Genomic DNA, 12,551 nt, shown 5'->3' on the forward strand with positions numbered 1-12,551 from the left:
AGGGAAACCTCAAACATGCCGTAATGGATTAAACAGCTTTATTTTTTCCCTTTTACATAATCCGCATCAAACAGGAAGAGTTTGAAGACCAGAATAAGGGATGGGATCAACAGGCATAGACCGCCGATAAACACAATTACTAACGCTAAACCCATTGCCGGTGAAGTTGCACTGCTCTGAATCGTGATATACGGATCAAGAATATAAGGGTATTGCCCAATCCCATAAGCGAAAAAGGCACAGAAAAACTGCAACATGACGCATATAAAAGCTAATCCGTAACGGCGTCCGTTATATAACAGCCACATCGCGATCATAAAGAAAGCAACGGAAAGTGCCAGCAACCACCATAAATCCATCATATTTTGAAAATGGCGCTCATTGTGTTGACCCAAATAGATAAATGCTGTCAGTGCGAGGATTATCGTCGGTGTGCTCCAAAACAGGGCGTAGTTGCGCATCAGCTTCAACGCGGAATGATCCTCCGCCCGAGAAGCGTAAAATGTCAGAAATGAGCCGCTAATGAACAAAACGGACACGATTGCCAGTCCAACGATACTCCACGATAACGGATTGGTAAACAGCGCCCAGTAATCCAGAGAAACCGTCTCCCCCTGCTTCACGATAAAGCCGCCTTCAGACAAAGTTAGCGCCACTGACAACGATGCTGGAATAAGCAAACCTGTAGCTCCGTACAAAAAAAGATATACTATGTTTTTCTTGGAACCGTAATTTTCAAAAGCATAGAATGAACCGCGAATCGCAAGAAGAATCACTGCAATGCTTCCCGGAACAAGTAACGCGGAGCCATAATAATAGGCTGTGTCCGGAAAAAATCCGACGATGCCAATATAGAAAAAGATAAAAAATACATTTGTAATCTCCCATACGGGTGATAAATATCGGGAAATCAGACGATTAATGAGATGATCCTGCTTCGTTAAACGTGCATAAAAGGCGAAGAAGCCCGCTCCGAAATCAATGGAAGCTATAATTAAATAGCCGTACAAAAACAGCCAGAGCACCGAGATGCCAATCAATTCGTAACACATCATTCAGTGCCCCCCTTTTCCGCAGATTGATTAGGATGATCCTTCATCCATTTCTCCATCTCAGCTTCTGCCGGATTATTGTTGAACAAGCGTCTTAGCACGATTACACACATACTGCCGAGTACGATGTACAAGAGCAATAAGGCGAAGAATATAATTCTTACATTCGGTGAAGACGTGGCCGCCTCCTCAACACGCATATATCCACGGATAATCCACGGCTGTCGGCCAACCTCCGCATAAAACCATCCCAGCTCAACAGCCAGAAAAGCGAGAGGGGCGCTCAGTGCGATGATGCGAAGCATCCATTTGTTAAGCTCATTACGCTTTTTCCAGAACACAAACAGAAAATATAGAAACGAAATCGCGAGCAGAGTAAATCCAATTCCGACCATTAAATCAAACAGATAATGAACGAGAAGCGGTGGCCATTCTTCCTTGGGGAATTCCTCGAGCCCCGTCACCTCTGCATTAAAGTCACCAAAGGCCAGGAAGCTGAGCAGCTTCGGCAGATGAAGAGCCCCTAGAACTTCATGCTCTGCATTCAGCCATCCCAATAGTACCAAATCCACACTGCTGCTCGTCTCAAAATGCCACTCTGCCGCTGCAAGCTTCTCTGGCTGATGCTCGGCCAAAAACTTGGCGGACACATCACCGGCTAACGTGTTCAGCAAACCGAATAGTAAAACAACCGCCATCATGAGATTTAAAGATTTTTTGTGGTATGCGGACACACCTTTTCTCAGCATCGCGAAGGCTGCAATCCCGGCTAACAAGGCAGCTCCTGTCAAATAGGCCGAGCTTAATACATGGAACACTTTGGAGAACGTCGCCGTATTCAGCATCGCTTGCACCGGGTTAATCGCTGTGAATTGGCCTGCTTCCATGACAAAGCCCTCAGGCTGGTTCATGAATCCGTTCACCGTCGTAATAAAAACGGCAGACATGCCTGCCCCGGCGACAATCGGAATCGTCAGCAGCCAATGGATATACGGATTTTTGAAGCGATCCCACGTATACAAATAAATGCCCAAGAAGATAGCTTCAAAAAAGAACGCGAACACCTCCATGAATAACGGAAGTGCAATGACATTCCCAGCCAGTTTCATAAAATTCGGCCATACCAGGGCCAGCTGTAGTGAAATCGCTGTACCGGTCACGACACCAACCGCCACAGAAATGACAAATCCTCGAGACCACCGCTTTGCCATAAGTGTATAATGGGGGTCCTTCTTCCGAATCCCGATAAACTCTGCTATAGCGATCATTAGCGGTATACCGACGCCAATCGTCGCAAAAATAACGTGGAACCCGAGAGTCAAGCCTGTCACTAGCCTGCTCCATAGCACCGTATCAATTGCCATTCTTTACTGCTCCCTTCAAAACTCTGTTCATTTTTCGTCTTAAGTTGATACTTATGATTAGGCCCGCTAACTGTAGGCTGCATTCAATATCAGGTTTAGCAAGGCTCAGCGACATCGTTTCCTGTTCGTTTTAGTATGACATTCCTCGTTCTTTGCTATGTAAAAAGAGAAATATTTCACAAAGCAAGAGTTGGCGAACCTGATTTACCTGTTACTGAGCAGTCAAATTAATAACGTGGCCTAATAATTAAAGTTATCTTATCTTAAATTTTAAGTATTTCAATCATCGACATCTCTTAATCCCTAAACGTTCAAGAAAGGGACAAATCTTTCTAACAACTCAGTGAATAACACAAAAAGCACCCGAAGGAGCTATTGATTGATTAGCGTATATGTGATGTCACAAGTTTCCTCCTACTTTGATGCTAACAAAAAAACGAAATTTTCCCATTTTAAGCCGTAATATACCCCCTTTTTGCAACAAAAAAACACTGACTTAAATCATCAGTGTTTTTGAATTCAAGCTAATTTCATCTTCGTCATGACAAATCTTGAACTGCCACCATCATTTAGTACGACCGTAGAAAAAAGAATACCCATCTGACTTCCCGAGTTTAGTCGTCTCCGTTCCGTCCACTAGCTTGACCGCTTTCAGCAACGATACAATTTGCGTATGCATTAGCTTTGCATCAAATTTGTCCATCTCTCTGTTGTCACTATCCACGAGCAGATAGTCGGGCATTGGAATGAATCCAATCACCGGTATCCCTGCTTCAAATAAGGGCTGACTCTCTCCAAACTCAAACTTGTTATGTCCACGCAATAATACAGTACGTGTGCTATCTGTCTTTTCAATAGCCTTCAGCCAAATGGCTGCCATCATTTCATTGCCTGCATACGTATATTCTGTACTTATTTGTCCAGTTGGACCATAATGACCCGTATCATCGTCCTTCCACTCCATGCTGCCTAAATGCTCAACCGTAATTCCAGCTACAGCTTTTAAATGACCATTCTTGCCATCCCACAGCTCTCGATGCCCCTCCATCCAGGTGGAAGTTGCCTGAGAGGACCCTTTGAACTCCGGTAATCTAAAATGTCCTGTCACAAAAGCGAAAATCATCGTACGTTCCGGCTGCTCCTGCTGTAAGTAACGAATCATAGACAGCATGCCCACAGCGCCATTCTCCTCCACTACATTTATCCCATCCGTATGGGTATTTACGATAATCGCTTCGTCTTTATTCTTACCGTCAATTTTCACATAAAAGGATTCTGTTGGGGCATCTTTTTGAATTTCCGCTTCTAAAATAACCGTACCTTCTTTATGCTCCTGAGCTGCGCTGATCACCTTTTTCCCTTCCGTTTCATTAACCCAGATTGCAGGGATTCCTGCATAATCGGTGGTAAAAGGCACATATTGCTCTTCAACCTTATCGTCAGATACCCCTTTCCAGACTAAAACAACAGCTTTTACGCCCATTTCCGTCGCTTGCTCCAATTTAGCTTCTTTTAAAGCTGTAGTGAGGACCAGATCGCCTTCATTTGGGGCAATTTGGTTGTCCATTGGAGATGAAGCCCGCATATTCATAACGATCCCACTTGGAAAATTTCTAAAATTCTCAATTTCAATGACAGCAATTTTTCCACTGGCCTGGCCATATTCACCACGCTTCGTATACACCAGCTCCCCTGTCACACCTTTTTCGTCAGTTTCCCCGGAATAGGGAAAAGCTGAAGAGACATGAATTGCCTGCTGATCAATCATTAAAGCACTGTTCTTTTCTTCCCATCGGTCAAAAGTATAGCGATCACGATATACTTGCAGCCCCATATCCGTTACCTGCTGCTCCAGCCAAGCAATAAACTGATTGTGACCCTCAGAGCCGGTTGTACGGCTTCCAAAAGAATTCATTACTTCAATATCTTTCAGCATCATTGCTGCAGAATCCAATTTACGTTCATCGATCGTCATAGCCGCATCAGCTGATAATGCCACAGGTGTTGTAATAGGTTTTGCATAGATTCCAATCCCCCAAAGTGCAGTAACGATAAGTGCAGTAATGCTGAATAACACTTTACGAACGGCTAGAAACGGAGTGACTCTTCTGCTCCCCGATTGCCCAAAGAGTCCTCTACATATGCCCGCTACGATCAGCAGCAGGATAGAAAGCGCAAGCAGCCAAAATTCTCTTGTTAGTAAGAATAGCCCTTCTGCCACCATCACACTAATAAAAACCACATGTACCTTCTCACGTTTCTTTAAAAGTAAAAAAGAGATGCCTAATTCTGCTAACAAAAAGATAATGGTCACGATCGAGATTACCGTTTCTTTGCCAATGAATACCGTAGCACAGAGTGCTAGGATCAAAAGCAGGACCGCTGACAATCGTCTATATAAGATTTCTAACATGACGCCCTCCCATTTTAACTAACGATTATTTTGACATTACATTTGTAATGCCTTATGGTTTTAGCATATTGAAAAGACTCATGAAAAACAATGAAACGAACATCAGAATGTACAAACGGAGGGGAAATGTCATCTCAAATCATGAATTATACAGTCCAAATACCTCTCAGCATCGTTCCAATAAAGAAACTAACCGTTTGACAAGAGAAGCCATCTGCACGGCATTAGTCTTCTTGATCCAGGAACAGTCTTTTAGTAAAATCACCATCACCGATATTGTGAAACGCGCAGGGGTTTCTCGAACGGCCTATTACAACAACTATTCCTCCAAGCAAGAGATCCTGGTGGATTTGGTCGATTCGCTTATTTTCGAAATTAATCAAAAACTCTTACCTTACACCAATGAATTAACAGGCAAAGCTAAAGAACCTCAAAAATTTATCAAAGTGCTTTTTGAAGTTATTTTTCAGCAGCGGAACATCTACAAAGCACTTCAAAGTGCAAAATTTGATCATGTAATTCTGGATTGCTTGAATGAAATGATGCTTTCTACTGCTCATGACAAAAGCGACGAGAATGTGTACCGAATATACTTTAAAGCAGGGGCCCTCTATAATGTTCTCCTTAAATGGATACAATCAGACTTTGCAAAATCCATTGACGAAATGACCAAAATTTGTCTTGAGGTATACCATACTCCAATGTCCCAGGAATAAGGTTTAAAAATCGTGTTTATAAATGAAAAAACAAAGAAACCACGGAACCAAGTTCGGCTCCGCAGTTTAATTATCAACCCTACTATTGAATTTGAATTTGTTTCATGTACTCTTTGAATGCCTCAGCGATTTCTTTATATTTTGTATGATGCAGATAATGTGAACCTTCCATTGGGATCATTTTGCCCTGTGCGGATTGTTTGACTTGCTCCTCATGCAGCGGAATCCACTGTTTATTGTGCTCGTTATTCGATTGAACGAAGAGAAGCAACGGCAAGTCATTTGGCATTGTGATTTTTTCTCCATTTTTGAAATTGGAACCGAGGTGGCTCAGTTCATTCATCAACGTTGGATTGGTCGCGACTTGATTCGAAATCAAACGCATTTGTTCTTTGGTATGCTCATCGAATGCAAGCGATTCATACGGATCTCCGCTCACTTTTTGGACCAATCTCATTAGACCTGATTTTTGAAGAAATTGCATGGCTTTCAAAGGTAATTTGACATCCATTCCGGGTTGATTGGGAACGCTGCTATCGATGCCGACAAAAGCAAGAACTTCATCCGGATATGTGTTCACATAGGTCGCTCCGTAAAGTCCCGCGATGGAATGTCCCATTAGAATGTAACGCTCTACACCCAGCTGCTGCAAAGCTTCGTGAACCTCACTTACTATATTTTCCGTAGTTCTTTCCTTCTCGGTTTCATCGCTCAAACCATAACCGAAAGGCTCGACCACTACGACTTTATAATTAGGGGTAATTTCATCGATCAGTAATTTGAAATCAAGAGCAGGCGTCGGGGTTCCTTGTCCTGGTAGGAGTACAACCGTTTGTTCTCCGCTGCCTTGAATAAGCACATTCATCTTTTTCCCATCCACATTGACATACTGGCCATACGATTCGATTTTCTTTTTCTCTACCCCGTCGCTGATTGCATCAACGATAAAAACGATGCCCATGAACAACACTAGCGCCCCTACAATACCTCCGATTATTTTTAACCATAGGTTCCGTTTCTTGTGGCTCTTAGTCCCAGTTGTTTTTATTTCCACCTTATTTGCCACGTTGATCTCTTCCCTTCCTTGTCCCTGTATCTGAAGTGCCGCCTTGACGACATATTCAAAGTGTAATCAATCAAGATGTACTCTTCGTGACGACAATATGAACGGAATATGAACAAGCCAAAAAAGAGGTTTTAGATCAACATCAAATCGGAAATGAAATAATGTTCTTGTCCTTTACTCAAAAAGCAGCGCCTCTCATTTAGAGGATCGCTGCTTTTTATTGTTACTTCATTTAATTATGTGTAGGTTCTCACTATTATATTATTTTTCAGCACAAATCATGAACATCGGTGTTGACCGGTTTAAGACTTGCTGTTTCTCATCCAGTACTTTGGCGTTCAAATTCTCTTCAGCAAAAATAGTGGTGAATCCTTCTTCCTTGAGAGTCCGTATATCCCATTCGGGACGCCACTCTCTGGTCAGTGGCAATACAAGACTCAGACGGTCTGTCTCCTCTATGTCCTTATGATGCGGGAGCTCACCAAAGCCCTTATCTACATAGACTTTCTGATCCTCTACTCGCTTTTGCTGCATCTCTTCGTCCCAGAGATGGCGATTCCAGTTGGCATCAAAAACCAGTAGCCGTCCCCCAGGCTTAAGTACTCTTTTCCACTCTTTGTAAGCTGACTGCGGATCGGTAAGGCTCCAGGTAACATTGCGGCACACGATCAGATCGAAATTCTCCGCAGCAAAGTCAAGCTTGTGCGAATCCATCTTGCGGAAAGTAACGGTGACACCTTCCCGACTGGAGTGGGAACGTGCTTCTTCCAGCATATTGTCGGTACAATCGATCGCAGTAACCAGATGCCCGGCACTTGAGAGAATCACAGAGAAGAAGCCAGGCCCGCAGCCAATATCTAGAACCTGCAATCTTTCCTTCTGTGGTGCGTTAGCGAGGATAAGCTTCAGCCAGGCCTCCCGCTGGAATCCGTTCAGTTCCTTCTGAATGCCTTCGCTGTACAGCTCAGCTTCGCCTTCCCAATACATTTCCACCTCTTGTTGTATACCCATTTATCATTCACTCCTTCTTGGCAAGTATCATGAACCGGTTTACATTCTGGTAACCGTATTTCAAATAATCTAGCGGCATCGCACGGGCAGGGATAAAGTTTCGGTGAACATCTATGGTTCGGAACCCGGCCTGTTTCAGCGCTGTCTCGTCAGCTTCAGGCCGTAATACATTAACAAATGGCAACTCGCTTAGCAGGCTTTTATCTTGACTGCTTCGCTGGCGGATTCTTTGTTCTGTGAGCAGAATCAGCGTCCAGGACAAAGCATACCAAAGTTTACGGAATACAGTCTTGCTCTCTTTATATAAATAGTTGCCGTCAAAAATAATCAGAGTCCCGCCCGGTTTTAGAATCCGGTACCATTCAGCATAAGCCCTCTGTGGATCAGGCAGCGTCCATACTACATCCCTGCAGACCACTGCATCAAAGCTATTCTCTAGCTCCATATGCAAGTCGGCAGCATCAGCGACATAAGCTGGAACTTTGTATCCATAACTCTCAAAATTTCGTGAAGCTCTATCTATCATTCCCTGAGAGGCATCCACCGCTGTAGGCAGATGACCCATCTGTGATAAGAGTATGGAGAAAAAGCCAGGTCCTGTTCCCACATCCAGCACCTTTTGCTGGGGAGTTGTTCCCAACCCTTTAATAAGCAGTTGTTTCCAGAGGTTTATAGTTTTTTTACTGCGGAATTGAGTCTGTATGACTTTGTCATAACTCTCCGAGCTTGATGTCCAGTATTTCGAAATCTCTTTTAACATCATTTTTCTCCTATGTCGAGTAGATTCCAGAAGACCGGCATAAAGGTGGAGTACCCCGGTTTAAATCCAGTCACTCTATTATTTACTGCCAAGATATCGTCAGGGAAATAAATAGCTGCAAACATAGCCTCCTGATACAATTTGGAAAAAATGGAGTCATATGCGGTCTGACGTTCCTGAATATCGGTTGTTCCTACTGCTGTGTCAATTTGAGATTCTAGTGCAGGATCAGACCATACCACAGCAGATGCATCAGCTGTTTTATGAAATAAGGAGAGCAAGAATGCATGCGGATTATAGGCATCGTCATAAGTCCGGTACATAATTAGATCATAGGCTTTGCTTGTCCATAAGGCATCGTAATAGGCATTCGGTTCAAGAACCTGAAGATTCACTCTAATGCCAATCTCCTTTAACTCAGACTGAACCAGTTCACTGATGGACTTCCATTCGGGATACTCAGCCTGCTGCAGCACGAAATTAAGCTCAAGCTGCGCTCCGTCCTTCTGTACCATTCCATCTCCGTCCGAATCCGTGTAACCGGCAGTTGCTAGCAGCTGCTTCGCTTCCAGCGGATCGAAGCCGTACCAGGTATTATTGGATTCCGTCACATAAGGAACCGTCAACGGGAACAGACCTTGGGCTTCACTGCCGATACCGTCCATAAGATCATCGACAATGCTTTTTTTATTAATTGCCAAATTGATAGCTTTGCGCACATTCAGATCTTGAAGTGCAGGCGTTTTGTAGTTAAAGATCATGAAATGAGAGTTTGTTCCTTGTGCTTTTTGCAAGGTCAGTGAAGAAACCGCTTCAATCACTGGCACGCTTTCGACTGGAATCTTTCCCATTTGTCCCCCGGCAATGTCAACATCTCCAGCTTGCAGCGCTAGTACTCTGGACTGTGGATCAGGGATTACCTTTAAAATAATTTTCGACAGCTTCGGCATTTCTCCCCAATAATTCGGATTTCTGACGAGTACGGCTTCCTGATCTGTTTTGTAGCTCTCAGCCATCCATGCGCCAGTTCCAATCGCTTTGATGAATTTACCCGTAATATCTCCTGCGGGTTCCACAGCGGAAGGGCTGATAATTCGGACCGGTCTTGCAAAGGATAACTCGGTTAAGAAGGGATAATACGCTTTGTTGAATGTCATTGTAATCGTATGTTCGTCCACAACAACAAGGGATTGCATCGCAGTTGCCACATTTAACGAATTGGCGGGATCCTTAATCCAGCGTTCGAAGGAGAATTTAACCGCGTCGGCATTAAACTCCGTACCGTCAGAGAATTTGACGTCATGGCGAAGATGGAACGTATATACTTTCCCATCTTCTGAAATATCCCAAGACTCCGCAAGCGACGGCAGTATTTCGCCTTTTTCACCATACTCCACTAACCCCTCATATATCATCGCGTGCACATTCATCGAACCATCATAGGCACCGGCATCCAATCGGTCTATACCGGCATCGGACGATATAGCAACAGTGACTGTCTTGTCCTGAGCTTCAGATCCTTGTGCAGCTTCATTATTGGCGGTATTATTGGCTCTAGCCGTAGAATTGCTGTTATTACTGTTACCGCAACCTGATATCACCATAACTACCACAAGAAGCATAAAGAATAACGATTTTGATAATAGGCTTTTTGTCTTAAGGTTCGTTCTCATTCTTGGTACATCCTTTCTCTACTTAACATCATAGGAATGGCTGGGTTGCCACTCTGTGCCCAGTCTCTTTTTCCTTAAGCGGGGGTCCTGCACGGGTACCGAAGAGAGTAATGTTCTTGTATAAGGGTGGTCTGCTTGCTGCAACATAGTTGCACCTGATTGCTTCTCTACTATTTCCCCTTGACACATCACTGCCACACTGTCGCAAAAACGATTTACAACTGACAAGTCATGTGTAATGAATACATAGGATAATCCCAGCTCATGCTTCAACTCCTGCAGCAGATCCATCATTTGCTTTCGCAGGGTGACATCGAGACTCGAGAAAGGTTCATCACAGATAATCAGCTCCGGCCGCAAGGAGATCGCTCGTGCAATTCCGACCCTTTGCTGCTGTCCGCCGCTGAGTTCATGCGGATAGCGGTGAATATGCCGCCGTTCAAGTCCCACAAGCTCAAGTGTGTCTGCTACCGTAACCCTGCGGGCTCCAGCCTTCCTCTCTCCATAGTTTCGAAGAGGCTCCCCGATAATCTGCTCTACCGTAAACAACGGATTAAATGAAGCCAGACTGTTCTGAAACACCATCTGCATCTTCCTGCGGATCATGCGCATTTCGCTGAAGCTCCAGTCCGTATAATCCTCGTTCCGGTACATAACTCTTCCGGAGGATGGTTTCTCCAGTCCCAGCAGAAGTCTGGCCAAAGTGCTCTTACCACAGCCACTTTCCCCCACTAATCCAAGGGTTTCGCCGCTCTCCAGACTGAGAGACAGGTTGTTGACGGCATGAACACTTCTGGCATTACGTGTGAACCACCCCCTTTCCATCCCATATTTCTTGTTCAGGCTTACCGCTTCCAATAACTTCAAGATCACCACGTCCCTGAAAAATGTAATATTACCGTTGTTATCTGCACTCCATTAAGTATTGAGTATAGGGATGCACGGGATTAGAAAAGAGTTCAAACACATTGCCTGATTCCACGATCTTCCCGGACTTCATCACATATACATAATCTGCAAGCTCCGCAACAACGCCTAGATCATGGGTAATTAATAGGATGCCGACATTGTTCGTCCATCTGATTCGGTCCAGCTCTTTAAGAATCTGGGCTTGAATGGTTACATCCAATGCCGTTGTAGGCTCATCTGCAATTAATAATTTTGCACCGGATACCAGTGCGATGGCAATCATTACTCTTTGACACATACCACCGCTAATTTGAAAAGGATATTTATTGAAAAGCAATTCAGGATCGCTGAGCCCTGCTTGCTCCATCTGCTTCATGGCAAGTAATCTTGCTTCTTTTCCCGACACCCGCTTATGCAGTTTAATCGTCTCCGTGATCTGCCTGCCAATAGTAAGTACCGGATTCAGCGCGTTCATAGGATCTTGAAAGATTACGGCCATTTCTGTTCCCCGAAGTTTCCGTAACTGACGGCTGGAGCACTCACGAAGATTGTTACCCTTAAGCCAGATTTCTCCACTCTCAACTAAGCCTGGAGAATCTAATAATCCTAATATGGACATTGCCGTAACACTTTTACCGCTGCCGCTCTCGCCTACAAGTGCGACAATCTGCCGGGATTTCACCTCGATACTGACATCATCAACTGCCGTAACTTTATAACTGCCTGTGTGAAAGCAGGTGCGTAAATGATTGACCTTCAGCAGTGGAGACTCTACCATCATGTTCTGGCCCCCCACTTCACTGCAGAATCGAAAACACGCTCTGGTTGTCGCAAGCCTTCTCCCAACAGATTAAAGCCCAGAACCGCCAGCATGATCATCATTCCCGGAAATAGCATCAACCGCGGCTCCGTTTGAATATAGGCACGGCTGTCGTTCAGCATTACTCCCCATTCCGGTGTAGGCGGCTGAGCTCCCAAACCCAGAAAGGACAAACCCGCAATGGAGAGCATAATCGTACCCACTTCCATAGAAGCAAGAACCAGAATAGGCCGGGCTGCGTTCAGCAGAATATGCCTGAAAATAATTTGTAAATGAGAAGTGCCTGACGCTTTGGCCGCTGTAATATATTCACTTTCCTTGATTTGAAGGACCATGCTGCGTATCACTCTGGCATACCCCGTCCACCAGACAGCAGCAAATGCGATTAGCAGATTCTTCATACTGGGACCTAGCATGGCTGTAATCGCAAGGGATAGGATTAAGCTGGGAAAGGCAAGCAATATATCTATGATCCGCATAATCAAATGATCGATCTTGCCGCCAGCGTAACCCGCCAGTAAACCAACGGGGATGCTAATCGCAAAAACAACGATCAACACCATAAACGAATAATTCAGGGAGGTTCGGGTCCCATAGATTAATCGGGATAAGACACAGCGTCCCAGATGATCCGTACCGAGCGGGTATTGCCAGGAAGGCATAGCCAGTTTGTGTTCCATGTGAATCTGCAGCGGATCGGAAGGTGAAAGCCATGGGGCAAAGAGTCCAACGCATATGAACAAAAGTACTATGCCCGCTCCTAACCT

At 44.5% G+C, this 12,551-nt stretch carries 11 protein-coding genes; 1 reads left to right on the plus strand and 10 read right to left on the minus strand.

The window, feature by feature from the left end; translation table 11 throughout:
• Nucleotides 1-38: 38 nt before the first annotated feature.
• From MKY63_RS25420 to MKY63_RS25430, 3 genes are all read right to left on the minus strand, one after another.
• Complete coding sequence (locus MKY63_RS25420) at nucleotides 39-1,055, minus strand: cytochrome d ubiquinol oxidase subunit II (RefSeq protein ID WP_339810225.1); 1,017 nt, start codon at nucleotides 1,053-1,055, stop codon at nucleotides 39-41.
• Complete coding sequence (locus MKY63_RS25425; RefSeq protein ID WP_248548643.1) at nucleotides 1,052-2,416, minus strand: cytochrome ubiquinol oxidase subunit I; 1,365 nt, start codon at nucleotides 2,414-2,416, stop codon at nucleotides 1,052-1,054. Before MKY63_RS25425 ends, MKY63_RS25420 begins: the two co-directional genes overlap by 4 nt.
• A gap of 565 nt (nucleotides 2,417-2,981) precedes the next feature.
• Nucleotides 2,982-4,829: a hypothetical protein gene (locus MKY63_RS25430; protein WP_339810228.1), complete on the minus strand. Its 1,848-nt coding sequence runs from the start codon at nucleotides 4,827-4,829 to the stop codon at nucleotides 2,982-2,984.
• An 80-nt stretch (nucleotides 4,830-4,909) separates the two neighbouring features.
• On the opposite strand from MKY63_RS25430, the gene MKY63_RS25435 reads away from it, so the two are divergent.
• Entirely contained in the window at nucleotides 4,910-5,545 is a 636-nt protein-coding gene (locus MKY63_RS25435; protein ID WP_200870205.1) for a TetR/AcrR family transcriptional regulator, read from the plus strand.
• A gap of 82 nt (nucleotides 5,546-5,627) precedes the next feature.
• On the opposite strand, the gene MKY63_RS25440 is transcribed toward MKY63_RS25435, so the two are convergent.
• From MKY63_RS25440 to nikC, 7 genes are all read right to left on the minus strand, one after another.
• Entirely contained in the window at nucleotides 5,628-6,611 is a 984-nt protein-coding gene (locus MKY63_RS25440) for an alpha/beta hydrolase (protein WP_339810230.1), read from the minus strand.
• Between the two features lie 261 nt (nucleotides 6,612-6,872).
• Complete coding sequence (locus tag MKY63_RS25445) at nucleotides 6,873-7,622, minus strand: class I SAM-dependent methyltransferase (RefSeq protein ID WP_038571300.1); 750 nt, start codon at nucleotides 7,620-7,622, stop codon at nucleotides 6,873-6,875.
• Nucleotides 7,623-7,629: 7 nt separating this feature from the next.
• Nucleotides 7,630-8,382: a class I SAM-dependent methyltransferase gene (locus MKY63_RS25450; protein WP_038571297.1), complete on the minus strand. Its 753-nt coding sequence runs from the start codon at nucleotides 8,380-8,382 to the stop codon at nucleotides 7,630-7,632.
• Nucleotides 8,382-10,055: a nickel ABC transporter substrate-binding protein gene (locus MKY63_RS25455; RefSeq protein ID WP_051490950.1), complete on the minus strand. Its 1,674-nt coding sequence runs from the start codon at nucleotides 10,053-10,055 to the stop codon at nucleotides 8,382-8,384. The genes MKY63_RS25450 and MKY63_RS25455 overlap by 1 nt, the downstream gene beginning before the upstream one ends.
• Before the next feature lie 18 nt (nucleotides 10,056-10,073).
• Nucleotides 10,074-10,922 carry an ATP-binding cassette domain-containing protein gene (locus tag MKY63_RS25460; protein WP_339810234.1) on the minus strand — a complete coding sequence of 283 codons (849 nt, stop codon included), beginning with the start codon at nucleotides 10,920-10,922 and terminating at the stop codon, nucleotides 10,074-10,076.
• Between the two features lie 37 nt (nucleotides 10,923-10,959).
• Complete coding sequence (locus MKY63_RS25465; RefSeq protein ID WP_076106638.1) at nucleotides 10,960-11,745, minus strand: ABC transporter ATP-binding protein; 786 nt, start codon at nucleotides 11,743-11,745, stop codon at nucleotides 10,960-10,962.
• The gene (nikC, locus tag MKY63_RS25470) at nucleotides 11,742-12,527 is read right to left on the minus strand and encodes a nickel transporter permease (protein ID WP_339810237.1); all 786 of its coding nucleotides are present in this window, start codon (nucleotides 12,525-12,527) and stop codon (nucleotides 11,742-11,744) included. The genes MKY63_RS25465 and nikC overlap by 4 nt, the downstream gene beginning before the upstream one ends.
• Nucleotides 12,528-12,551 lie beyond the last annotated feature (24 nt).

The sequence above is a fragment of the Paenibacillus sp. FSL R7-0189 genome (assembly GCF_037969925.1).
In the GTDB taxonomy this organism is placed as follows: domain Bacteria; phylum Bacillota; class Bacilli; order Paenibacillales; family Paenibacillaceae; genus Paenibacillus_AQ; species Paenibacillus_AQ odorifer.